The sequence below is a fragment of the Streptomyces sp. NPDC020731 genome (assembly GCF_044334705.1).
Lineage (GTDB): Bacteria > Actinomycetota > Actinomycetes > Streptomycetales > Streptomycetaceae > Streptomyces.
Genome location: NZ_JBIRTN010000010.1, coordinates 184949 through 208323, shown reverse-complemented (window position 1 = coordinate 208323; position 23375 = coordinate 184949). Strand labels below are relative to the sequence as shown.

The following is a 23375-nucleotide window of genomic DNA, read 5'->3' as shown; positions in this document are numbered from 1 at the left end:
CCCCGGTGAGAGGGCACGTCGTGTTGCCGAACAGTGGACAGTCATGTGGAGAACCGGGCGATCACTGGGGACAACCGCCTCCAGCCTGTGGGTTGCCCGTGGACAACCCGATGCGCAGGATGAGGGCCGCCGAGTTGTCCACAGCCTGTGGAGATCGTTCGTCCACGTATCCACAGGCCATTGACCTGGCCCGATGATCCTCCGACAAGCCTGCCTGTGGACAAGATCGGGACAACTTCCCGATCCCCAGGATGTGGACGGGAAAAAGTCACCGAATCTGTGGAGGAAGGCCGTAACCCGGCAGCGGAATCGAACAACCCCAGATCGCTCGTCACAGAGGTGAGGCGCCCGAGGCATGAGGAAGGGCGCCCCGGATCGTTCCGGGGCGCCCTTGGTGAAGCCGTCCGCCCTGTGGCCGCTCAGCCGGCCTTGATGCGGTTGGTGAGCTCGGTGACCTGGTTGTAGATGGAGCGCCGCTCGGCCATCAGATTGCGGATCTTCCGGTCGGCGTGCATCACCGTGGTGTGGTCGCGGCCGCCGAACAGCGCGCCGATCTTCGGCAGCGACAGGTCCGTCAGCTCACGGCACAGGTACATGGCGATCTGGCGGGCCGTCACCAGCTGGCGGCCCCGGGAGCTGCCGCACAGGTCCTCGACCGTGAGGCCGAAGTAGTCGGCCGTGGCGCCCATGATGGCCGTCGAGGTGATCTCCGGTGTCGAGTCGTCACCGCCGGGCATCAGGTCCTTGAGGACGACCTCCGTCAGGCCCAGGTCCACCGGCTGCCGGTTGAGCGAGGCGAACGCCGTCACCCGGATCAGCGCGCCCTCCAGCTCCCGGATGTTCCGCGAGATCCGGGAGGCGATGAACTCCAGCACCTCCGGCGGGGCGTTGAGCTGCTCCTGCACCGCCTTCTTGCGCAGGATCGCGATGCGCGTCTCCAGCTCCGGCGGCTGGACGTCGGTGATCAGTCCCCACTCGAAACGGTTCCGCAGCCGGTCCTCCAGCGTGACCAGCTGCTTGGGTGGCCGGTCGCTGGAGAGCACGATCTGCTTGTTGGCGTTGTGGAGCGTGTTGAAGGTGTGGAAGAACTCCTCCTGCGTCGACTCCTTGTCCGCCAGGAACTGGATGTCGTCGACGAGCAGGATGTCCATCTCGCGGTACCGCTTGCGGAAGCTGTCGCCCTTGCCGTCGCGGATGGAGTTGATGAACTCGTTGGTGAACTCCTCCGAGCTCACGTACCGCACGCGCGTGCCGGGATACAGGCTCCGTGCGTAGTGTCCGATCGCGTGCAGCAGGTGGGTCTTGCCGAGCCCGGACTCCCCGTAGATGAACAGCGGGTTGTAGGCCTTCGCCGGTGCCTCGGCGACGGCGACCGCGGCCGCGTGCGCGAAGCGGTTGGACGCGCCGATGACGAACGTGTCGAAGAGGTACTTCGGGTTCAGCCGCGCGGTCGGTTCACCGGGGCCGGCCGCCGGTGCCGGCTGTGCCGCCAGCGGGCCGGGCGCGCCGGTGGTGGGCAGGTTCGGGCCCACGGGGCCGCCGCGGTGGACGTGTCCGGAGCCGGAGGGGGGTTCGGGCCGTTCGCGGCGCATGGCGTCGCGCTGGTCGTAGTCACCGCGCGACGTGTCGTAGTCGGAGCGCTGCTGGTCGTAGGACGGCCGGTCCATGGGCTGCGGTCGGTAGTCCTGTACGGGCGGGCCGCCGCCGTAGCCGTCCTGTGAGCCGTACGAGTCCTGTGAGCCGTAGGTGTCCTGCGGGGGTGTGGCGTACGGGTCCCGTTCCGGGAAGCCGAGGCGCTGCTGCTGCCAGCCGTACTCCTCCTGCGCCGGCCGCGACCAGGCTCCGGGCTCCGGGCGCTGGTACTCCGACGGATAGGCGGGGCGGGCGGTGGGCAGCTGGTCGCCGGAGGGGCCCTGCTGCGGGTCGGTGCGCCGGCGGCCGTATCCCTCGTAGCTGTCGTACCCCTCGTACGGCTCGCGTTCCTGCCGTTCCTGCCGTTCCTGCCGGTCGGGGTGGTTGGGGCGGTCCTGGCGGACGGCCGGAAGCTCGGGCTCCTCGTAGCGCGGCTGGGGGCGGGGTGCCGGTGGGGGCGGGGGCTCGCCGACGGTGTCGTCGACGGTGATCGCGATGCGGATCGGGCGTCCGCACTCGCGGCTCAGGCTCTCGCTGACGACGGGGGCGAGGCGGCCCTCGAGCACGCCCTTCGCGAACTCGTTGGGTACGGCGAGCAGCGCGGTGTCGGCGACGAGTGCCAGCGGCTGGCAGCGCCGGATCCAGTGTTCGTCCTTGCCCTCGACTCCCTGTCCGCGGCCCTCCCCGAGGAGTTGCTCCAGTACGCGTGGCCACACTGCGGCAAGATCGGCAGGTACGTCAGCCACAGGGCACGCTCTCTCACAGGTCCTTCGATCGTGTGATGCGAAGGACGGGTCGGGATGTAAATCGGGTGGTGGAGGGTCAAGGGAACGAATAATCGGAGTCCAGCCACGGTAGTCAGCGCGGCCGGTACGGTTCAAGTTGTTGTCCCCAGGCTGTGGACAAGTGTCTCCCAGTCGTCGCCGGTTTGACCGAATGGCGCAGCCGCGCGTACCGTGACCAGGTCGAGTTGTCGATGGCTGCTGCCGCCTGCCTCCGATGGGCACAGATCATGCAAGGTGATCGGTCAGCGGTGCACTCGGGCGTGACGCGAGCTACTCGTGGGCGCACGGTGACAGCCAGGACGGCACCCCGCAAACACCGAGTCTTTCTGGAGCCCCCGAGTGAGCAAGCGCACCTTCCAGCCGAACAACCGTCGTCGCGCCAAGACCCACGGCTTCCGGCTGCGTATGCGTACCCGTGCCGGCCGCGCGATTCTCGCGTCCCGCCGTGGCAAGGGTCGCGCCCGTCTGTCCGCCTGATCCCGGTCAGGTCATGCCGTCGTGCTGCCCACCGAGAACCGGCTGAGGCGGCGCGAGGACTTCGCGACCGCGGTACGACGAGGGCGCCGGGCAGGAAACCGGCATCTCGTCGTCCATCTTCGTAGCGGTGCCACGGACCCGCATGCGCCTGGGGAGAGCGCTCCCCCGTCGCGTGCGGGTTTCGTCGTGAGCAAGGCCGTGGGTGGTGCGGTGGTGCGCAACAAGGTGAAGCGCAGGCTTCGCCATCTGATGCGCGAGCGAGTCGACCAGCTGCCCCCCGGTAGCCTGGTAGTCGTACGAGCGCTGCCCGGTGCGGGTGACGCCGACCATGCACAACTGGCCCGAGACCTGGATGCCGCCCTGCGGCGGCTGCTGGGAGGGGGCGCGCGATGAAGTACCCGCTGCTGGCTCTGATCAAGATCTACCAGTGGACGATCAGTCCGCTGCTGGGGCCGGTGTGCAAGTACTACCCGTCGTGTTCCCACTACGGCTACACGGCCATCGACCGGCACGGTGCCATCAAGGGCACAGCGCTCACGGCCTGGCGCATCCTCCGGTGCAATCCGTGGTCGCTGGGTGGTGTGGACCATGTCCCGCCGCGCAAACGTCCGCGGTGGCACGAAATGCTGCGTGACGCCTGGCGTGCACGCAGGGGCGGGACCTCCGCCGCCGAACCGGCCACCGAGGGGTGGACCTCTCCCACAGGTCCGACGAGTCCTTCGAGCCCGGCCGCAGAGACCTCGTCCCATGCCCAAGGAGCATGATTAGTGGACACGATTGCCAGCCTCTTCAGCTTCATCACGACACCTGTCTCCTGGGTCATCGTCCAGTTCCACAAGGTGTACGGCGCCGTCTTCGGCCCTGACACCGGGTGGGCCTGGGGCCTGTCGATCGTGTCCCTGGTGATTCTGATCCGTATCTGCCTGATCCCGCTCTTTGTGAAGCAGATCAAGGCGACGCGTGCGATGCAGACGCTCCAGCCGGAGATGAAGAAGATCCAGGAGCGTTACAAGAACGACCGGCAGCGCCAGTCCGAAGAGATGATGAAGCTGTACAAGGAGACGGGCACCAACCCGCTCTCCTCGTGCCTTCCCATCCTGGCGCAGTCGCCGTTCTTCTTCGCCCTCTATCACGTGCTCAACAGCATCGCGTCGAACGACACCATCGGTGTGATCAACGATCGTCTGCTGGAGAGTGCGCAGAAGGCCCACATCTTCGGTGCCCCGCTCGCGGCGAAGTTCACGGACAGCGCGGACAAGGTCGAGGCGCTCAACTCCTCGCTGACCGATGTCCGCGTCGTCACGGCCATCATGATCGTCATGATGTCGCTGTCGCAGTTCTACACGCAGCGCCAGCTGATGACGAAGAACGTCGACACCACGGTGAAGACGCCGTTCATGCAGCAGCAGAAGATGCTGATGTACGTCTTCCCCGTCATCTTCGCCGTCTTCGGCATCAACTTCCCGGTCGGTGTCCTCGTCTACTGGCTGACCACCAACGTGTGGACCATGGGCCAGCAGATGTACGTCATCCACAACAACCCCACGCCGGGTTCCAAGGCGCAGGCCTCCTATCTGGAGCGCCTCACCAAGCACGTCACCCGTCACGGCAAGACCCGCAACCGTCGTGAGCGAGCCATCGTCAAGGCCATCGTCGCGAAGGGCCGGGACCGCAACGAGTACGAGCGCAAGTTCGTCAACGGTCTGAACAAGGCGGGCCTCGCGGCTCAGGCCGACGGCACGGTGATCAAGGGCGAGAGCACGGCCGCCGACCAGGCCGAGGACGCGGCAACCCCCAAGCGGCAGCAGCCCAGGCGGCAGACCAAGTCCAAGCGTCAGTCCGGCACTGCCAAGGCGGCCGGTGAGCCCACCTCGCTGACCAAGTCGGAGGGGCCCGAGGACGCCGAGCCCGCCGCCCCTGCCAAGAAGGACACCGCCAAGCCCGCCGGCAGTACCCGCAGCAGGGCCCAGTCCGGGCAGCGCAAGGGTCCGCAGCGGCCCAAGTCCCCGTCCAAGAAGTAAGAAGGAGTCCATCCCGTGACGGAAGGCACCACCTCCGCCGCTGCCGAGGGCGCAGACACCCTGACCCGCCTGGAGCAGGAGGGCGAGATCGCGGCGGACTATCTGGAGGGTCTGCTCGACATCGCCGACCTCGACGGCGACATCGACATGGACGTCGAGGCCGACCGCGCCTCCGTCTCGATCATCAGCGACACGGGCAGTCGTGATCTGCAGAAGTTGGTGGGTCGTGACGGTGAGGTGCTGGAGGCGCTCCAGGAGCTCACGCGTCTGGCCGTGCACCGGGAGACCGGGGACCGCAGTCGTCTCATGCTCGACATCGGCGGCTACCGGGCGAAGAAGAGGACCGAGCTGTCCGAGCTGGGCGCCAAGGCCGCGGCTGAGGCCAGGAGCAGCGGCAAGGCCGTGAAGCTGGACCCGATGACGCCGTTCGAGCGCAAGGTCGTGCACGACGCGGTCAAGGCGGCCGGCCTGCGCAGCGAGTCCGAGGGCGAGGAGCCGCAGCGCTTCGTCGTCGTGCTTCCCGCCTGATCGGCTCTACGTTCCACCGGCCCCGTCTGTTGCGCAGACGGGGCCGAACTTTGTCAGCCTGATAGTTCTGTGGTTCTGGTGTCGGCGTCTGGTGCCGGCACGGTACGGAAGGACGGTCCCCCGTGACGGAGGCAGCGGAGCTTCCCCCCGCGCCCGAGCAGGCACGCGAGGTGTTCGGCGATCGCTTCGAGGATGCGGTCCGGTACGCGGAGCTGCTCGCCGAGGCGGGTGTGCAGCGCGGTTTGATCGGGCCGCGTGAGGTGCCCCGCCTGTGGGAGCGACATCTGCTGAACTGTGCGGTGCTCTCGGAGGTCGTGCCTGAGAGTGTGACGGTGTGCGATGTGGGCTCGGGTGCCGGTCTGCCGGGCATTCCTCTGGCGTTGGTCCGGGAGGATCTCAAGATCACTCTGCTGGAGCCGCTGCTCCGGCGTACCAACTTTCTGACCGAGGTCGTCGAGTTGCTCGGACTGGACCACGTGACGGTCGTGCGTGGCCGGGCCGAGGAGGTCATGGGAAAGCTGCCTCCGGTGCACGTGGTGACCGCTCGCGCCGTGGCTCCGCTCGACCGCCTCGCCACATGGGGCATTCCCCTGCTGCGGCCCTACGGCGAGATGCTGGCACTCAAGGGCGACACCGCCGAGGAGGAGCTGAAGAGCGCGGGGACGGCGCTGAGCAAGCTCGGTGCCGTGGAGACGTCCATCGTGCATGTGGGCGAGGGCGTCGTGGATCCGATGTCCACGGTGGTGCGGGTCGAGGTCGGGGAGAGCCCGGGCGGTGTGCGGTTCGCGGCGAAGCGTGCGAAGGCCGCCCGTACGGGACGGGTCCGGCGCCGACGTTGAGGGCGGGCGGGTCCGAACCGATGGTGACCGGTCCGTCGGGGTGTGGCCCGATGGGGTGTGGTCCGTCCTGAGGGCCGGACGTACTCCACACAAGCTGCCGAACCCATGTATGCCGGAGTGTCGCGGCAGTGCCGCCTCGGCGGCTGTGCATCGTGTTTCACGTGAAACATCGCTCACTGCTGCACGGCATCATCGGTCGGGGCCGCGCTGCGGCCGAACCCCGTGACCGGAAGCCTCTCGGTTCGCTCGGAGAGGCTTCTGTTCCTGACGAGACACCGGCCTCCTCAAGGGGTGTGGAGTTGTCCACAGAGGTGGTTTTCTCCACAGAACGTCAGGGCTCACTGGTTCACGACCCCGAAGGCATGGGAGGCTCTGTTCATAGCGAGCCTGAAGTCGAGGAGAGTGAATCCTTGCGGTCCGACGCCAACATCGCGGGACCGATGACCGATCCGGTCCCCGGTCCCCGTACCGAGTCGACGGGAGCGGATGTTTCACGTGAAACACCGCCTCCGATGGACGACACTCCCATCGGTCGTGCTGCCCAACTGGCGGTGGAGGCTCTGGGGCGAGCCGGTGAGGGCCTGCCACGGCCTGAGCAGACCCGAGTCGTCGTGGTCGCCAACCAGAAGGGTGGTGTCGGCAAGACGACGACCACCGTCAACCTTGCCGCGTCGCTTGCTCTGCACGGCAGCCGTGTCCTGGTGATCGACCTCGACCCCCAGGGCAATGCGTCCACAGCCCTGGGCATCGACCACCATGCCGAGGTCCCCTCCATCTATGACGTCTTGGTGGAGAGCAAGCCGCTCGCGGAGGTCGTCCAGCCGGTCCCCGATGTCGAAGGGCTCTTCTGCGCACCCGCCACGATCGATCTCGCCGGTGCGGAGATCGAGCTGGTGTCGCTGGTGGCGCGGGAAAGCCGGCTGCAGCGGGCGATCCAGGCGTATGAGCAGCCGCTGGACTACATCCTCATCGACTGCCCGCCCTCGCTCGGCCTGCTGACGGTCAATGCGATGGTGGCCGGCCAGGAGGTCCTGATCCCGATCCAGTGCGAGTACTACGCGCTGGAGGGACTGGGGCAACTGCTGCGCAATGTCGACCTGGTGCGGGGGCACCTCAACCCCGCCCTGCACGTATCGACGATCCTGCTCACCATGTACGACGGCCGGACGCGGCTCGCGTCGCAGGTCGCGGACGAGGTGCGCACCCACTTCGGCGACGAGGTACTGCGGACGAGCATTCCCCGCTCCGTCCGTATCTCGGAGGCGCCGAGCTATGGGCAGACGGTGCTGACTTACGATCCTGGATCAAGCGGTGCCCTCTCCTACTTCGAGGCGGCACGAGAGATTGCGTTGAGGGGTGTCGGCGTCAGCTATGACGCGTCGCAGGCTCACCTCGGCGTACAGCAGAACGATCCGAGCATGGTGGAGGGCGTCCAGTGAGCGAGCGACGGAGAGGGCTGGGCCGTGGTCTCGGCGCACTGATCCCTACTGCCCCGACGGAGAAGACGGTGACGCCGTCCGTGGTGGGTGGGGCTGCTTCCCCGTCTTCTGCGGTGTTGCCGATGCTGCCGAACGAGCGGGGGGTGGCTGCCGCGAACTTGGCCACGCTGACGACCGTTTCACGTGAAACGGAAGAGGATTCGGCTCACAGCGCCGCGGCTGTGCCCGCGCCGCCCATGGGTGCGCACTTCGCCGAGATCCCTCTCGACGCCATTACGCCGAACCCGCGGCAACCGCGTGAGGTGTTTGACGAGGACGCTCTGTCCGAGCTCATCACCTCCATCCAGGAGGTTGGTCTCCTCCAGCCGGTTGTCGTACGGCAGGTGGGTCCCGCGCGCTATGAGCTCATCATGGGTGAGCGGCGGTGGCGTGCCTGCCGTGAGGCGGGACTCGAGGTGATCCCTGCGGTCGTGCGGGCGACGGATGACGAGAAGCTCCTCCTGGACGCGCTGCTGGAGAACCTGCACCGCGCTCAGCTGAACCCGTTGGAAGAGGCCGCCGCCTACGACCAGTTGCTGAAGGACTTCAACTGCACGCAGGACCAGCTGGCGGACCGCATCGGCCGGTCCCGGCCGCAGGTGTCCAACACGCTGCGTCTGCTGAAGCTGCCGCCGGCCGTTCAGCGCCGGCTGGCCGCCGGTGTGCTGTCCGCCGGACACGCACGTGCGCTGCTGTCCGTCGAGGACGCCGAGGAGCAGGACCGGCTGGCCCACCGGATCGTGGCCGAAGGACTCTCGGTGCGGGCGGTCGAGGAGATCGTGACCCTGATGGGTTCACATACCCAGAAGGCTCAGCGGTCCAAGGGGCCGCGTGCGGGGGCTCTTGTCTCCCCGGCCCTGACGGACCTGGCGACGCGTCTCTCGGACCGCTTCGAGACGCGGGTGAAGGTCGACCTGGGGCAAAAGAAGGGCAAGATCACCGTGGAGTTCGCCTCCATGGAGGACCTCGAGCGCATCCTCGGCACTCTTGCTCCGGGCGAGGGGCCTGTTCTGCAGAAGAGCCTGGTCGACGACGACTCCGTGGAGACCGAGTCCTGACTCCTCGGTGGGTTCGGCCGACTGGGTGACCAGGGACGGACCGTGTCCGGTGTGTACCGGAACACGGTCCGTCCTTTGCTTTTTGGCGGTATCGATGGAATCGCTTCATGGATACGATGCGTTCGGACAGGGCGCATCCACCCGGCAGTACCTCTGAGAGCAAGGCAGGGGCCATGCGAATGACGAGCCGCACCGCACTGGTGAGCGCGGGGCTGGGGGTGGGCGCCGTCAGCGGCTTCATCGGCAGTCTGCTCAGGGAACGGAGCGCTCTGACAGCCGCCCGCGAGGCAGCGGGCGAAGGAAGCGAGGAACAGCCTTCATGGGCCGTCGGCTCGTACCGCTCACGCTGGACAACCTTCCGGATCTCCCCCAGCGCTGCCGCTCGTGCGTCTTCTGGGAACTCGACCCCGTCAGCGGCGAGGCAGCGGTAAAAGCGGGAACCTCCTCGGTCGAGAAGGAGTCGTGGATCTCGGCCGTCCTCCTGGACTGGGGATCCTGCGGAAGGATCGTCTACGTCGATGACGTTCCCGTGGGCTTCGTCCTCTACGCTCCACCCGCCTATGTGCCACGCTCCACGGCGTTTCCCACCAGCCCCGTGTCGCCCGATGCGGTGCAGCTGATGACCGCGTTCATCATGCCGGGATACCAGGGGCAGGGGCTGGGCCGGGTGATGGTGCAGACGGTGGCCAAGGACCTGCTGCGCCGGGGCTTCAAGGCGATCGAGGCGTTCGGCGACGCCCGCTGGAAGGAGCCGGCCTGTGTCCTGCCCGCCGATCATCTGCTGGCCGTGGGCTTCAAGACGGTCCGGCAGCACCCCACCCACCCTCGGCTGAGACTGGAGCTGAGGACGACGCTCTCCTGGAAGGAAGACGTCGAGATGGCGCTGGACCGGCTGCTCGGGGCGGTGCAGAAGGAACCGGCGCTGCGGCCCCTCTGATGCTCCTCACACGAATGGGCCGACCCGGGTGGGTCGGCCCATTCGTGTTTCACGTGAAACATGTGCCGCCGGCAAGGCGGTCAGCCGTCACTTGGTGACGGTGATGAACTCCTCGAGGTCACGGACGATCGCGGCCTTCGGCTTGGCGCCGACGATGGTCTTGGCGACCTCGCCACCCTGGTAGACGTTCAGGGTCGGGATGGACATGACGCCGTACTTGGCGGCCGTACCCGGGTTCTCGTCGATGTTCAGCTTGACGATCTCGATCTCGTCCCCGTACTCGGCGGCGATCGCCTCGAGGGACGGGGCGATCTGACGGCACGGACCGCACCAGGCGGCCCAGAAGTCCACCAGGACGGGCTTGTCGCTCTTGAGTACGTCCTGCTCGAAGGATTCGTCGGTCACATGCTTCAGGGTGCCGGCCACAGCGGGCTCCTTAACTGGTTGGTGCGTGGGGCGGGTGGGGGTCAGACAGCGGTCTTCTCGGGCTCGGCCTTCTCCTCGTCCGCGAGAGCGGCGAGGAAACGCTCGGCGTCGAGAGCGGCGGAACAGCCCGTACCGGCCGCGGTGATCGCCTGGCGGTAGGTGTGGTCGACCACGTCGCCGGCGCCGAAGACACCGGTGAGGTTCGTACGCGTCGAGGGCGCCTCGACCTTCAGGTAGCCCTCTTCGTCCAGTTCCAGCTGGCCCTTGAAGAGCTCGGTGCGCGGGTCGTGGCCGATCGCGATGAACAGGCCCGTCACCGCCAGGTCCGAGAGCTCGCCGGTCTTGACGTTGCGCAGCTTCAGGCCCGAGAGCTTCTGGTCCCCCTGGACCTCGGCGATCTCGCTGTCCCAGACGAACGAGATCTTCGGGTCGGCGAAGGCCCGCTCCTGCATCGCCTTGGAGGCGCGCAGGGTGTCACGGCGGTGGACGATCGTCACGGACTTGGCGAAGCGGGAGAGGAAGGTGGCCTCCTCCATCGCGGTGTCGCCACCGCCGATGACGGCGATGTCGTGGTCCTTGAAGAAGAACCCGTCACAGGTGGCACACCACGAGACACCGCGGCCGGAGAGGGCGTCCTCGTTGGGCAGTCCGAGCTTGCGGTGCTGTGAGCCGGTGGTGACGATAACGGCTTTCGCCTTGTGAACCGTGCCGGCGGTGTCCGTGACGGTCTTGATCTCACCGGTCAGATCGACGGTGACCACGTCGTCCGGGATGAGCTCGGCACCGAAGCGCTCCGCCTGGGCACGCATGTTGTCCATGAGCTCGGGGCCCATGATGCCGTCCTGGAAGCCAGGGAAGTTCTCGACCTCGGTGGTGTTCATCAGCGCGCCGCCGGCGGTGACAGCGCCCTCGAACACCAGGGGCTTCAGCGACGCACGGGCGGTGTAGAGCGCCGCCGTATAGCCGGCGGGCCCCGAACCGATGATGATCACGTTACGGACGTCGCTCACGGCTTGATTCCTCGTCTCTGGACTGCGTCGGTCGACCGGGGGGAGCTTCTTTCGGAACTCTCACCCCACCCAACGGATCCTAAGGGGCGCGCATTCCCGCCGTGTCCGGGCACACGGGCACGTCCCGCTGTCGGCACGGAGAGGCACACCGTACGGGATACCACGAAGGGCGGAGACCAGGCGCAGGTCGTCAGGGGAGTGTGGGCCGGACGTCAGGAGCGCGTGCGTCGCTCGTCAGGAGCGCGTGTAGGAATGCTTCAGCAGAACCTTCGCCGTGGTGGCCGCGGACGGGTTGTCCACACAGGTCGCCTCGACGATGTACGCGGTCACCCGGGTGTCGTCCGAGACGTCGGGAAGCACGACGAGCACCGCGTCCTTCCCCTTGTAGGTGCCCTTCTCGGTGGCGAGTGCGGCGTCGTTGCGGCCGATGCCGTCGCTGACGCACTTCGGCACCGAGGGCTCCTTGAGGACCCTGGGGTTGGCGGCGTCGGACTCCGACTGCGACCCGAGGGTGTGGACGGTTCCGGAGCCCTGCACCTTCCCTTGGCTCTGTGCGAGGAGATCGGTGACCTGCTTCTCCAGCTTCCCCTCGGAGAAGGTGTCCGAGACGGTTGTGCGGGGACCCTCGTCCTGGCCGGTGCCGTCGTTCATGGAGGACAACACCACCGACCCGAGTCCCAGAGCGGCGACCGTGAACACGGTCCCCAGGACGGCGACCCGGCGGCGCCCACCGCGCAGACGGCCCTTGCGTCCCGGTCCGGTCGTGGTGGAGCGGGGGCGCCCGGCCGGCCGGTCCTGGGACACCGATGTTTCACGTGAAACATGCACAGGCCCGTCGTCGGAGGACGAGGGAGAAGTACCGGCGGGCTCCTCGGCAGTCTCCGGCGCCGTGGCGTGCAGCAGGGCCTCCGCGGCCAGTGCGGCGTCGATGCGACCCGCCACCTCGGCGGGCATGCGGGGCGGGCCCGGCGCCGTGCCGAGCAGGCCCCGGATCTCCTCGAGCGAGGCATGGACGTCCGCGCAGAGCGTGCACTCGTCCAGGTGCCGGCGTACGTCGGTGCTCCGGGCGGACGGGAGGATCCCTTCGGCCAGGTCGGAGATCTCCGCGACGTCCGGGTGCTCCGCCATGTCTGTCGTCGACGTCACGCTCGCCCACCTCCGCCCTTCACTGCAGCCGGGTCGTTCGATCCTGGGTCCGGTGGATCCGCTTGCCGCGGACCCGCTGCGGGTGGGACGGACGTCCCCTGCGTCCGGTTCCGTCCCGCACCTTGTTTCTTGCTCCCACCGGGGCCGTCCGGCCGTAGGTGGGTGAGCAGGGGCAGGAGTCTGGCTCTGCCCCGCGCACAGCGGCTCTTCACCGTGCCGGTGGGCACATCGAGGATGCGGGCGGCTTCGGCGACCGGATAGCCCTGCATGTCCACGAGGACGAGCGCGGCCCGCTGATCGGGCGGGAGGGTGCCCATGGCTTCGATGAGCTGACGGTGCAGATCGTTGCGCTCCGCGGGCGCGGAGGCGGACTCGTGGGGTTCGAGCAGCTGCTCCAGGCGCTCCGTGTCGTCGACCGGAGAGGTCTTGCGGGAGGCCGCCTTGCGGGCACGGTCCAGGCAGGCGTTCACCGTGATCCGGTGCAGCCATGTCGTGACGGCCGACTGGCCGCGGAACGTGTGGGCGGCCCGGTAGGCGGAGACGAGGGCGTCCTGAACGGCGTCAGCGGCCTCCTCGCGGTCGCCGAGTGTCCGCAGGGCCACGGCCCAGAGCCGGTCACGATGCCGACGCACGAGCTCACCGAAGGCCTGGGGGTCGCCCTCCACATGGCGAGTGAGCAGTTCCTGGTCACTCGCCCCGTCATATGCGGAGCCGTCCGCCATCGGCCCTCCTCCCCTTGTCGCAGAAGGCCTAGCTACTCACCTTGACGTCCACGACACGGCCACGGAAATTGCCGTCACTGGTCTGCGGCAGTTCGGTCAGCCACACCAGAAGGTACCGGGACTCGACCGATTTCTTGGGCTTGAGGGTCACAGTGGAACCGGACCCCTCGGCGACCTTGGAGTAACCGTCGAAGGACGTGGGCTGCGTGTCCCCGGAGGCGGCACGCAACTCGACCGATGTGTCCCCCACGAAGGAGACGGTGACCTTTCCGACCTGCTGGACCTTGCCGAGGTCGAGGATCACACCGACGCCGGACTTGAGTCGGCCGAAGTCCGTGCTCAGGTAGTAGGCCGTCTGCCAGTACGTGCCGGGCGTGCTGTCGTACACCTTGCCCACGTCGCCCGGCTTCTCGGAGCCGTCGCTGCCGAACGGGTCGAAGTCCTGTACGCCCTGAATCCTTATCGGCTTGCTGACCGGCTTCTTCGGGCTCTTGTCGTCGCCGTCCGTCGTCTGGGTCTGATTGGTGTCGTCGGACTGTTTGTCCTGCTCCAGGAGCGCGTCCGCGAGCTGCCAGCTGCCCAGGCCGAGCGCGGCGATCAGCAGGGCCGAGACGGCCCACTTCAATGCCTTCCCCGTGCGGCTCTGCAGCGGAGGAGGCGGAGTCGGAACCGGCTGGGTGACGCCCGGGTGCGGCGCCGGGCGGCCGTAGGTTCCCTGCTGGTAAGTCGTGCGCTGGTACTCCGGCGGAGTGGTGAACGCGGGCTCCGGCGGGCGGATGCGGGGCATCTCGCCGATCGCCTTCACCAGCTCCTCGGGTGTGGTGCACGCCGCCTCGTGGCGCGAGGCCGTGGCGCCGTCGTTGGCGAGCGCACGCATGGCCAGCTCGGACAGCCCGCGGTGGACACCGGCGCGCACCTGGTCGGGCGGGATCAGCCCGATGTCCTTCGGCAGTCCGGACAGACCGTAGGCGTCACTCTCGTACGGCCAGCGCTGGGTGAGCGCCGCGTAGAGCAGGGCGCCGATGGACTCGGTGTCGGTACGCTGCGGAGTGTCGGAGCCGACGCCGCGCAGCGCGGCGTTCACCGCGAGGCCGCGGACGCGCCACTGGCCGGTCGAGGTGCGCAGGACCGCGTTGGGGTTCAGACGCAGATGGGCGAGACCCTCGCGGTGGGCCGCGGCCATGGCGGCGGAGATCTGACTGACCATCTGGTAGGCGTCGTACACCTCCAGCGGGCCGGCCGCCAGGAGCGCGGTCAGTTCGGTGGCGTCAGGGAGCCACTCGTGCACGACGTAGACGACGTCGTTCTCCTCGACGGCGTCCAGGACCTGGACGAAGCGAGGGTCGCCCAGCAGGGCGGAGGAACGGGCCGCGGCCAGGACGGACCGGGCGCGCGCGTGATCCGCGGGCAGGATGTGCACGCCGACGGCGCGGCGGAGCTTCTCGTCCACGGCACGCCAACTGCTGAACCCGTCCAGACGGGTGACGCACTCCTCGAGACGGTAGCGTCTGGCGAGTTTGTGACCGCTGTGCAGTTCGGGTGGCGAGGTCATCGCGGAACCGTCGGTCCCGGTGCTCTCCTGTGCCTCGTCGTTGTCCGTGTCCCGCTCCCGGTTCTTGGCCACCCCGTCGGCCGTGGACTGGTCCGCCTGTGCGGTCAGCGGCTGCTCGCCGCTGTTGTCTGCCACGTCGACGGCAGCTGTGCTCCGTTCGGCCACCGTCGTTCCCTGCCTCCCCATCCCATGCGCGTCGGCCGGCGTCCGTCGCGCGCCGTTCGACGCCGAGACCAATTGTGCCCACAGTCCGCCGCTATGCACGACACACAGTGGCTGACGATGGTTGTGCGCCTACCCCCTGCTTCAGCGTCCAAGGCGTCCGCGCACCATACCGACCAGCGAGTTGACTTCCTCGATCCGCATCCGGCGGGCGGCCACGAAGAAGACTCCGAACAGTACGGCCCCACCGGCCAGCAGTGCCGCGAACGATCCCAGGACGCCCTGGCCGAGCGTCTGCACGACCCCGTAGCAGGCCGCGCCGCTGAGCAGCGCGGCGGGAACGGAAGCGATGCACAGCCGGGCGTAGGTCCGCAGCACCCGGGCGCCGTCCAGGTCCCCGCCCAGCCGCTTGCGCAGCCGGCTCCAGGCGACGCCGACACCGATCACGTAGGCCAGGCCGTAGGAGGCGGACATGCCGACCACGGCCCAGCGGGCCGGGAGCACGAAGTAGCAGATGCCCGAGGCGATCGCGTTGCCCGCGGCCACGATGACCGTGTTGTAGAAGGGGGTTCGGGTGTCCTCGTACGCGTAGAAGGCGCGCAGGACGACGTACTGCACGGAGTAGGGGATCAGGCCGAGGCCGAAGGCCATCAGCATGTAGCCCATGTTGGTGGCCGCTCCGGTACCCGAGGAGCCGAACATCAGCGTGCACATCGGGATGCCGAGCGAGACGAAGCCGAAGGCGACCGGCACGATCGCGACGGCCGTGGTGCGCAGGCCCTGGGAGATGTCGTCGCGGACGGCACCGGCGTCGTCGTCGGCTGCCGAGCGTGAGATACGGGGCAGGAGGGCGGCCATCAAGGAGACGGTGATGATGGCCTGGGGCAGACCCCAGATCAGCTGGGCGTTGGAGTAGGCGCTGAAGCCCGTGCCGGCGATGTTCGTGTCCTTGACCGACGCGGTGGCCAACTGGGTGACCACCAGTGCGCCCGCCTGGTTGGCGAGGACGAACAGGATGGTCCACTTGGCGAGCATGGCCGCCTTGCCGAGCCCGTGGCCCTTCCAGTCGAAACGCAGGCGGATACGGAATCCGGTCTCGCGCAGGTACGGAATCATTGCCAGGGCCTGGACGACGAGTCCGAGCAGGACGCCGATGCCGAGCAGCCGCAGACCCTCCGGCGGGATGTTCGTGACCTTCATCTGTGAGTCCGCGGCGGTGCCGTAGACCCAGATGAATGTGCCGAGCGTGACGATGATGACGATGTTGTTCAGGACCGGGGTCCACATCATCGCGCCGAACCGGCCGCGTGCGTTGAGGATCTGACCCATCACCACGTGGACGCCCATGAAGAAGATCGAGGGCAGGAAGTAGCGGGTGAAGGTGACGGCGACGTCGTTGGCCGCGGGGTCGTCGGCGACCGGGACCGACAGGGCGCGCACCAGGAGGGGTGCGGCCAGCCACGCGAGGGCGGTGAGCGCGGCCAGGGCCACCATCACCAGCGTCAGCAGGCGGTTGGCGTACGCCTCGCCTCCGTCCTCGTCGTCCTTCATCGCCCGCACGAGTTGCGGCACGAAGACGGAGTTGAGGCCACCGCCGACGGTGAGGATGTAGATCATCGTCGGCAGCTGGTAGGCGATCTGGAACGACTCGCCCAGCAGGGCGAGGCCGAGCGCCGAGACGATCATCGCGGACCGGACGAACCCTGTGAGGCGGGACACCATCGTGCCCGCCGCCATCACGGCGCTCGACTTCAGCAGTCCCCCGGCCCGGCCGCCCTTCTTCGGGGCGGGAGCGGGAGCGGGAGTCGGTTCCGGTGGGGTGGCCTCCGCGACGGGCGGCGGAGTGGCGCCCGCGTAGTGGCCGGGCGTCGGGGACGCGGGACCCGGGACCGGTGCGGACGTGTAGGGCTGCCGGCCGCTCACCGGCGGGTGGCCCGGGTGTCCGCCACCGTGCTGCTGGGAGTACCCGCCACCCTGCTGCTGGTCGGGGAAGGCCCCGCTCTGCTGCTGATCGCGGAACAGATGGGCGAAGGCGTCCGGTTCGTGGCGCTGGTCCCCGGCCTGGCCGACCAGGTCGTCCACGCCCACGAACTGAGTGGTGCGTGGGTCGTCGCCGTACGGCAGGTACTGCGTCGGCCCGTCCGGCTCCGGCGCGGGGGGCCGGGCCCACACCCGCGGGTCGGGAGCGTACGGAGACTGGGGTGGCTGCCCGTACAGCGGCTGCTGAGGGGGGTGGGCGCCGGGAGGGGGCGGCGGGTGCGCGGCGCGGTCGTAGAGCGCCTCGGCGACCGGGTCCTGGGCGGTGAGGTCCTGCGCCCGGTAGGGATCCTGGTCGTAGGCGTCCTGGAGGTAGGGGTCGGCGGGCGGCTGCGGCACATGGTCGTGCCCGGGCGGCGGACCCTGCGGGGGGTCCGACTCGGGATAGCCCGAGTTGCCCGCGGCATGGCCGCGGTCACCGTCGTACGGCGCGTTCATGGTTACCCCACCTCATCGTCCCGGGCCCACCGGCCACGACATCCTCAACGGTCCACTCTCTCACCCGTGCCGGACGGGTCGGCGTTCTCCGGTGCGGTGTCCGGTGCCGGGTCACTCGGCTGCTCCGGGCCCTCCGCCCGCGCGTCCGCCCCGGACTCCTGGGTGAGACGCTCCCCGGCTGCTTCCGGGTTCTGCGGGTCATCGGTGTCCTCGCCCGCCTCGTGATCCCGCTCCTCCGACTCGCGGGCCGCGGCCCGCTTGCGCTGGGTGTACATCCGGAAACCGGCGAGGACGAGCAGCAGCACGCCGCCGCCGATGACCAGCATCACCGTGGCGGTGATCTCGGTGACCTTCACGTCGAACGTGACGGGCTCGCCGTACTTCTGACCGTCCTGCGTGTACAGCTGGGCGATCACCGTCGCCCGGCCGTTGGCGTTGGCGGACGTGGTGAACTTCACCGACTGGCTGTGGCCGCCGGAGACCGCGACGGGCTGCTCCTCGTAGGCGTCCCCGTCGATCTCGAGACGGGTCGGGTTGGTCGAGGTGAGCCGCAGCACCAGATGATCGACGCCCTGCACCAGGTTGTTCTGGACCGTCACGGGGATGGTGGCACTACGGCCGGAGAGTTTCGTCTCCGACTTGTCGATCAGTCTGACCTGGCTGATGAGCGTGTCGAGGTACGACTCGATGCCGCTCCGGTAGATCGCCGCCTCCGACTGCCGGCCCCTCCACGAGACGGACATCGCCCGGTTCAGGGCACGTCCGAACGGGGTCACCACCCGGGACTGGTCGGAGAGGACCACCTTGAACTTGTCGAGCTTGGCCTGTGTCCTCCCGATCTGCTCGAACGTCGCCCGCGGCAGCTCCTGCTTGCGCAACGAGGAGGGGTACGCGGACGCCGAGGGGACCTTGGTGGTGGCGGCGGTGTCCGGTTCGGCCTTGGCGGCCGCCTTGAGGTCCTGCGACTGGGACCAGGTTCCGTCCTGGAGAGCCGTGAGCGCCTCGGCCATCGTCTGGGCCTGGCTCGCCGACGGGGTGCGCTGCGGCGCGACGACGACGCTGCGCTGCTTACTCGTCTGCAGACCGAGGGTCAGGCTCTGGGCCAGGAACCGCTGCACCGCGAGGGTGGAGGTGGAGGCCTTGGTCATGTCGCCCTGGAACGCCGTGGACAGCCGCGCGTCCGCGACGACGGCGGTGGTGCCGCCGCCGATGGGCCGGGCCGCGGAGGGTGTGTACGACAGGCCGCCGGTCTCCTCGAAGGTGTCACTGCGGGCGATCACCTTGTCGGCTCCGGCGGATGTGGCGACCTTGATGATGGACGGGTCGACGGCGCCGTTGACGGGCCAGACGAAGTCCGTGGTGGGCTTGACGTGGAGGATCGCCTCCACGGTCCTGGAGGCGACGTCGGTGGCTTCCTTGAGGTGGCTCAGCGAGCCGGTGACGGACGTGCCGTTGTGTGCGAGGGAGGCCAGGTCGGGGTCGCCGAACGGCAGCGTGACGACCTCCTTGTCCGCCACGGCCCGCTGCACCTCGGTGAGCCATCGCTTGGCGACCGACTGGTGGCCGCCGACGACAGTGTCGTCACCCTCGCCGGTGACCTCGTAACGGTCGGTCATCGCCTCGACGGACGCCAGCAGGTCCGGATCGATCACCCAGGTGACGTCGAGATCCTTGCCGAGCGCCACCATCCGGTCCAGCCGTCCGCCCGGGGAGATCTCCTTGGCGAGGTCGTCGTCGTGGAAGAGCGGCGTCTGCTGCTCGTCCGAACCGGTCTCCGCCGTCATGTGGGCGGTGGAGACCAGGGGCCACATGAACGTCGTCCTGGTCTTCGTGGATGCCTCGTCGGGCTGCCAGGGCAGGAACGTCTGCTGGACGCCGAGGGTCTGCTCCCACGGTTGGGCGGAGGTCTGCCCGGAGAGCGCCACGGTCAGCTGGTAGACGCCGTCCTGCCCGAGGTCCAGCTTGTTCACCGGTACCGAGATGGTGAAGGGCTGTGAGACGCCGGGAGTGAGCTTGTCGAACTCCTCGGCGTACTTGTCGCCGACCTCCGGGCCGATGGCGCTCTGCACGTCGGTGCTGTTCTTGGCGACGCTGTCGATACCCGAGCGGGTGTTCAGCAGCGGACCCACACGCAGCCCCACATGGGCGTCGGTGACGTTCTGCTTGCCCTTGTTGGTCACCGTTCCGGACACGGTGACGGTGTCGCTGTCGGAGGGGGCGCCGGGGGTGAGAGTGTCGACCGAGACGGAGACCGAGCCCGCGCCGGAGGCGGCCTGCGACGCGTCCGCTCCGGCGGCGTCCGCGGGGGGCGCGGCGGGCAGCTGGACGAGCCCGGCCAGCAGGGGCACTCCGGTGAGCAGGGCTCCGGTGCGCCGCAGCCAGCGGCGGGCAGGTGAGGGACTCGTCCCCTGGAAGTCTGCCGCCTCGGCCACGCGCTCGCCCGTCCCTCGTCTTCGTCAGTGGTCGTCGGAATGTGCGTCCACGCATGGTAACGATGTGCGCTGGGAGGAAGTGCCGCGGACCGGTCCACAAGATCGGGGGCGCGGGCCTTGTCCGTGTATCGGCGGGGGTGTCCGCACGCACGTAATGAGGGCGCTCACGGCCGTTCGGGCCACGTACCCTCTTCTGTTGTGCCGAACGCCAACGAAGAAACCAGTGCCCTGAGCCAGGCGCAGGACCGCGCCGTGAGTGAACTGCTGCGGGTCGCCCCTGTCGCCGACGACCTCGCCCGCCGCTTCCAGGAGGCCGGGTTCTCACTCGCCCTGGTGGGCGGCTCGGTGCGGGACGCGCTGCTCGGCCGCCTCGGCAACGATCTGGACTTCACGACCGACGCCCGTCCGCAGGACGTACTGAAGATCATGCGTCCCTGGGCGGACGCCGTCTGGGACGTCGGGATCGCCTTCGGTACGGTCGGTGCGCAGAAGGAGGCCCGTGTCGGAGAAGCCGACCGAAGCTTTCAGATCGAGGTGACCACCTATCGCTCGGAAGCGTACGACCGCACCTCGCGCAAGCCGGAAGTGTCGTACGGCGACTCGATCGAGGAGGATCTGGTCCGCCGTGACTTCACGGTGAACGCGATGGCCGTCGCGCTCCCGGAGAAGCGGTTCATCGATCCGCACGGTGGTCGCGCCGACCTGGCCGCGCGGGTGCTGCGTACCCCGGGCACGCCCGAGGAGTCCTTCTCGGACGACCCGTTGCGGATGATGCGGGCCGCCCGTTTCGCCGCCCAGCTCGACTTCGAGGTGGAACCCGAGGTCGTCACGGCGATGAAGGAGATGGCCGGACGCATCGAGATCGTCTCCGCCGAGCGCGTACGGGACGAGCTGAACAAGCTGATCCTCTCCATGCACCCGCGCAAGGGCCTGTCCCTGCTCGTGGACACCGGGATCGCCGAGTACGTACTGCCCGAGCTGCCGGCCCTGCACCTGGAGCGGGACGAGCACCATCGGCACAAGGACGTCTACGACCACACGCTGATCGTCCTGGAGCAGGCGATGGCCCTGGAGGAGGACGGCCCCGATCTGACCCTTCGCCTGGCGGCCCTGCTGCACGACATCGGCAAGCCGCGCACACGGCGCTTCGAGAGCGACGGCCGCGTCTCGTTCCACCACCACGAAGTGGTCGGGGCGAAGATGACGAAGAAGCGCATGATGGCGCTCAAGTACTCCAACGAGCTGGTGAAGGACGTCTCACGTCTCGTCGAGCTCCATCTGCGCTTCCACGGTTACGGCATGGGAGAGTGGACGGACTCCGCTGTGCGTCGCTATGTCCGTGACGCCGGACCGCTTCTCGGCCGGCTTCACAAGCTGACCCGTTCGGACTGCACCACGCGTAACAGGCGCAAGGCCGCCACGCTCTCCCGTGCGTACGACGGCCTGGAGGCGCGCATCGCCCAGCTACAGGAGCAGGAGGAGCTGGATGCCATCCGCCCGGACCTCGACGGTAACCAGATCATGGAGATCCTCGGCGTCAAGCCGGGCCCGGCCGTCGGTCAGGCGTACAAGCACCTGCTGGAGCTCCGACTGGAGAACGGTCCGATGACGCATGACGCGGCGGTGGCGGCACTCAAGGAGTGGTGGGCCGGGCAGCAGGGCTGAGAGCGCGAAACGGGGCCATGTTTCACGTGAAACATGGCCCCGCGGATGCGCGTGAGGGGCGGCGTTTCACGTGAAACGCCGCCCCTCACCGTCTGTCCTACTTGTCCTTCAGGCAGAGGAGGAAGCTCTTGCTGCCGTTGGTCTCCGTGTACACGTACTCGAAGTCCTTGGCTGCCGCCTCGCACTTGTTCTGAGCCGTGAGGCCGGAGAAGTCGCCCTCGAGCTTGGCGAGCACCGTGTACTGCGCCTTCGCGTCACCGCAGTCGACGACCTCGAGGTCCGGGTTGCTGTCGTCCGTGCTGCCACGGTGCATGCAGTCCCCGACAGCAGCGGTGTTGGCGTCGTCCTGGCTGGTGATCCAGCCGCCGATGGCCACACCGGCGACGATCAGAACGATGACGATGTTCTTGATCGTCTTGAAGCTGAGCTTGCGACCCTGCTGCGGGGGAACCGGAGCACCCGGCGGAGGGAAGCCGGGCTGGCCCGCCTGCTGCGGGAAGGGGGCCTGGCCCTGGGGCTGGCCGTAGGGCTGCTGCTGGCCCTGTGCGAACGGGTTGCCCTGGGGCGGCGGAGTGGTCACTTGGGGTCCCCCTGGAACATGGGTGCGTGGCGCGAAAGACGCGTTGATAAGACGCACGTAAGCTACCGGCCCGCACTGACAACTCTGTAGTCCAATAAGGCTCTGTGGCTCTGATGTGACACTTACTGGCGTTCAAAACGGGCCATAGTCACAGCTACTGCCCCGTAGATAACGGCGATTGTTACCACCAGCGGGACCGATCGACCATCCGGCGGGAGCATCAGGGAGGCCACCCCCGCGGCGCCGACAAAGGCCACGTTGAACAGGACGTCGTACACGGAGAAGATCCGGCCGCGGAAGTCGTCGTCGACGCAGGCCTGGATGATGGTGTCCGTGGCGATCTTCGCACCCTGAGTGGTCAGACCCAGGACGAACGCCCCGGCCAGCAAAGGGCCGGTAGCGAAGGGCAGACCGAGCGCCGGCTCCAGCACGGCCGCCGCCGCGGCGCACACCACGATCCAGCGGCCGGGACCGAACCGTCCCGCGGCCCAGGGCGTGAGGACGGCAGCGGCGAAGAAGCCGGCGCCGGACACGGCCAACGCCAGCCCCAGCAAAGCGAGTCCCTCGTTGGTGGTCGACGTCAGGGCGTACCGGCAGAGCATCAGCAGCATGACGAGCATCGCGCCGTAGCAGAACCGCATGAGCGACATCGCCGTGAGCGCCCAGGCGGCCTCCCTGCGTCGGGGCGCCGCGAGGTGCCGTACGCCCGCCATCAGGTCACGAGCGGTTCCGGTGAGTGCCGTGGCCATTCGGGGGTGTACCAATGCCCGGTCCGGACCGAGCAGTTCCTTCGCCATCCGGAGCGATGCCACGGCCGCGCACAAGTACAGCGCGGCGCCCACGAGCACCACGGCGGCGTCGGAGTCGGCGATGACCAGACGGACGACGAAGGCGAGACCACCGCCCGCGGTCGCGGCGAGCGTTCCGGCGGTCGGGGAGAGGGAGTTGGCGACGACCAGTCGCCCGCCGTCCACCACGCGTGGCAGCGCGGCGGACAGCCCGGCGAGGACGAAGCGGTTGACGCCCGTGACGCACAGGGCGGCGACGAAGAGGAGCCAGTCGGGCACCCGGCCGAGGATCAGGAGGGCGGTCACCGAGGCCATCAGGGCGCGCAGCAGGTTGCCGTACAGGAAGACCTGGCGGCGGCGCCAGCGGTCCAGGAGGACTCCCGCGAAGGGGCCGACCACGGAGTACGGGAGGAGCAGAATCGCCATCGCGGAGGCGATCGCCGCGGCCGATGTCTGCTTCTCGGGGGAGAAGACCACGTAGGCGGCGAGCGCGACCTGGAAGACGCCGTCGGCGCCCTGGGAGAGCAGCCGGACGGCGAGCAGACGTCTGAAGCCCTGGAGGCGCAGCAGAACGCGCAGGTCACGGACGACGGCCATGGGGCACAGCCTCACATACGAAGGGGGTCCCCGGGCCATACGACCCGGAGACCCTCAACTGCCCA

At 68.4% G+C, this 23375-nt stretch carries 20 protein-coding genes; 10 read left to right on the top strand and 10 right to left on the bottom strand.

The features are described 5' to 3' along the window. Positions 1 to 419 precede the first annotated feature (419 nt). Positions 420 to 2378, bottom strand: a complete 1959-nt coding sequence (gene dnaA, locus ACH4VX_RS17900; RefSeq protein ID WP_398368334.1) for a chromosomal replication initiator protein DnaA — start codon at positions 2376 to 2378, stop codon at positions 420 to 422. A gap of 378 nt (positions 2379 to 2756) precedes the next feature. On the opposite strand from dnaA, the gene rpmH reads away from it, so the two are divergent. The 9 genes from rpmH (at position 2757) to ACH4VX_RS17855 (ending at position 9755) form a co-directional block, all read left to right on the top strand. Then, the gene (rpmH, locus tag ACH4VX_RS17895; protein ID WP_003949374.1) at positions 2757 to 2894 is read left to right on the top strand and encodes a 50S ribosomal protein L34; all 138 of its coding nucleotides are present in this window, start codon (positions 2757 to 2759) and stop codon (positions 2892 to 2894) included. Positions 2895 to 2915: 21 nt separating this feature from the next. After that, entirely contained in the window at positions 2916 to 3287 is a 372-nt protein-coding gene (gene rnpA / locus ACH4VX_RS17890; RefSeq protein ID WP_398368333.1) for a ribonuclease P protein component, read from the top strand. Continuing rightward, positions 3284 to 3658: a membrane protein insertion efficiency factor YidD gene (gene yidD / locus ACH4VX_RS17885; RefSeq protein WP_398368332.1), complete on the top strand. Its 375-nt coding sequence runs from the start codon at positions 3284 to 3286 to the stop codon at positions 3656 to 3658. The genes rnpA and yidD overlap by 4 nt, the downstream gene beginning before the upstream one ends. Before the next feature lie 3 nt (positions 3659 to 3661). Then, complete coding sequence (gene yidC / locus ACH4VX_RS17880; RefSeq protein WP_398368331.1) at positions 3662 to 4915, top strand: membrane protein insertase YidC; 1254 nt, start codon at positions 3662 to 3664, stop codon at positions 4913 to 4915. A 15-nt stretch (positions 4916 to 4930) separates the two neighbouring features. Then, a complete protein-coding gene (locus ACH4VX_RS17875) occupies positions 4931 to 5443 on the top strand; it encodes a protein jag (RefSeq protein ID WP_398368330.1) in 513 nt (170 codons plus the stop codon). 122 nt (positions 5444 to 5565) lie between these two features. Continuing rightward, positions 5566 to 6282 (top strand): 16S rRNA (guanine(527)-N(7))-methyltransferase RsmG, encoded by a 717-nt coding sequence (gene rsmG, locus ACH4VX_RS17870; RefSeq protein ID WP_398368329.1) that lies wholly within the window; start codon positions 5566 to 5568, stop codon positions 6280 to 6282. Between the two features lie 362 nt (positions 6283 to 6644). Further along, the gene (locus tag ACH4VX_RS17865) at positions 6645 to 7721 is read left to right on the top strand and encodes a ParA family protein (RefSeq protein ID WP_398368430.1); all 1077 of its coding nucleotides are present in this window, start codon (positions 6645 to 6647) and stop codon (positions 7719 to 7721) included. Further along, positions 7718 to 8818 carry a ParB/RepB/Spo0J family partition protein gene (locus ACH4VX_RS17860; RefSeq protein ID WP_398368328.1) on the top strand — a complete coding sequence of 367 codons (1101 nt, stop codon included), beginning with the start codon at positions 7718 to 7720 and terminating at the stop codon, positions 8816 to 8818. The genes ACH4VX_RS17865 and ACH4VX_RS17860 overlap by 4 nt, the downstream gene beginning before the upstream one ends. Positions 8819 to 9137: 319 nt before the next feature. Beyond that, on the top strand, positions 9138 to 9755 hold the full coding sequence (locus ACH4VX_RS17855) for a GNAT family N-acetyltransferase (RefSeq protein ID WP_398368327.1): 618 nt from the start codon (positions 9138 to 9140) through the stop codon (positions 9753 to 9755). 87 nt (positions 9756 to 9842) lie between these two features. Here ACH4VX_RS17855 and trxA read toward each other — a convergent pair whose 3' ends face one another. From trxA to ACH4VX_RS17820, 7 genes are all read right to left on the bottom strand, one after another. Beyond that, positions 9843 to 10181: a thioredoxin gene (gene trxA, locus ACH4VX_RS17850; RefSeq protein WP_398368326.1), complete on the bottom strand. Its 339-nt coding sequence runs from the start codon at positions 10179 to 10181 to the stop codon at positions 9843 to 9845. 41 nt (positions 10182 to 10222) lie between these two features. Beyond that, positions 10223 to 11191: a thioredoxin-disulfide reductase gene (trxB, locus tag ACH4VX_RS17845; RefSeq protein ID WP_398368325.1), complete on the bottom strand. Its 969-nt coding sequence runs from the start codon at positions 11189 to 11191 to the stop codon at positions 10223 to 10225. 234 nt (positions 11192 to 11425) lie between these two features. After that, positions 11426 to 12337 carry an anti-sigma factor family protein gene (locus ACH4VX_RS17840; RefSeq protein ID WP_398368324.1) on the bottom strand — a complete coding sequence of 304 codons (912 nt, stop codon included), beginning with the start codon at positions 12335 to 12337 and terminating at the stop codon, positions 11426 to 11428. Continuing rightward, positions 12334 to 13059 (bottom strand): RNA polymerase sigma factor SigM, encoded by a 726-nt coding sequence (gene sigM / locus ACH4VX_RS17835; protein WP_398368323.1) that lies wholly within the window; start codon positions 13057 to 13059, stop codon positions 12334 to 12336. Before sigM ends, ACH4VX_RS17840 begins: the two co-directional genes overlap by 4 nt. A 28-nt stretch (positions 13060 to 13087) precedes the next feature. Further along, positions 13088 to 14776: a protein kinase family protein gene (locus ACH4VX_RS17830; protein ID WP_398368322.1), complete on the bottom strand. Its 1689-nt coding sequence runs from the start codon at positions 14774 to 14776 to the stop codon at positions 13088 to 13090. A gap of 141 nt (positions 14777 to 14917) precedes the next feature. Further along, complete coding sequence (murJ, locus tag ACH4VX_RS17825) at positions 14918 to 17248, bottom strand: murein biosynthesis integral membrane protein MurJ (protein WP_398368321.1); 2331 nt, start codon at positions 17246 to 17248, stop codon at positions 14918 to 14920. A gap of 44 nt (positions 17249 to 17292) precedes the next feature. Then, entirely contained in the window at positions 17293 to 19680 is a 2388-nt protein-coding gene (locus ACH4VX_RS17820) for a DUF6049 family protein (protein ID WP_398368320.1), read from the bottom strand. Positions 19681 to 19878: 198 nt separating this feature from the next. On the opposite strand from ACH4VX_RS17820, the gene ACH4VX_RS17815 reads away from it, so the two are divergent. After that, the gene (locus tag ACH4VX_RS17815; protein ID WP_398368319.1) at positions 19879 to 21345 is read left to right on the top strand and encodes a CCA tRNA nucleotidyltransferase; all 1467 of its coding nucleotides are present in this window, start codon (positions 19879 to 19881) and stop codon (positions 21343 to 21345) included. A 97-nt stretch (positions 21346 to 21442) separates the two neighbouring features. Here ACH4VX_RS17815 and ACH4VX_RS17810 read toward each other — a convergent pair whose 3' ends face one another. Further along, on the bottom strand, positions 21443 to 21925 hold the full coding sequence (locus ACH4VX_RS17810) for a hypothetical protein (protein ID WP_398368318.1): 483 nt from the start codon (positions 21923 to 21925) through the stop codon (positions 21443 to 21445). 122 nt (positions 21926 to 22047) lie between these two features. Beyond that, positions 22048 to 23310: an MFS transporter gene (locus ACH4VX_RS17805; protein WP_398368317.1), complete on the bottom strand. Its 1263-nt coding sequence runs from the start codon at positions 23308 to 23310 to the stop codon at positions 22048 to 22050. Between the last annotated feature and the right edge of the window lie 65 nt (positions 23311 to 23375).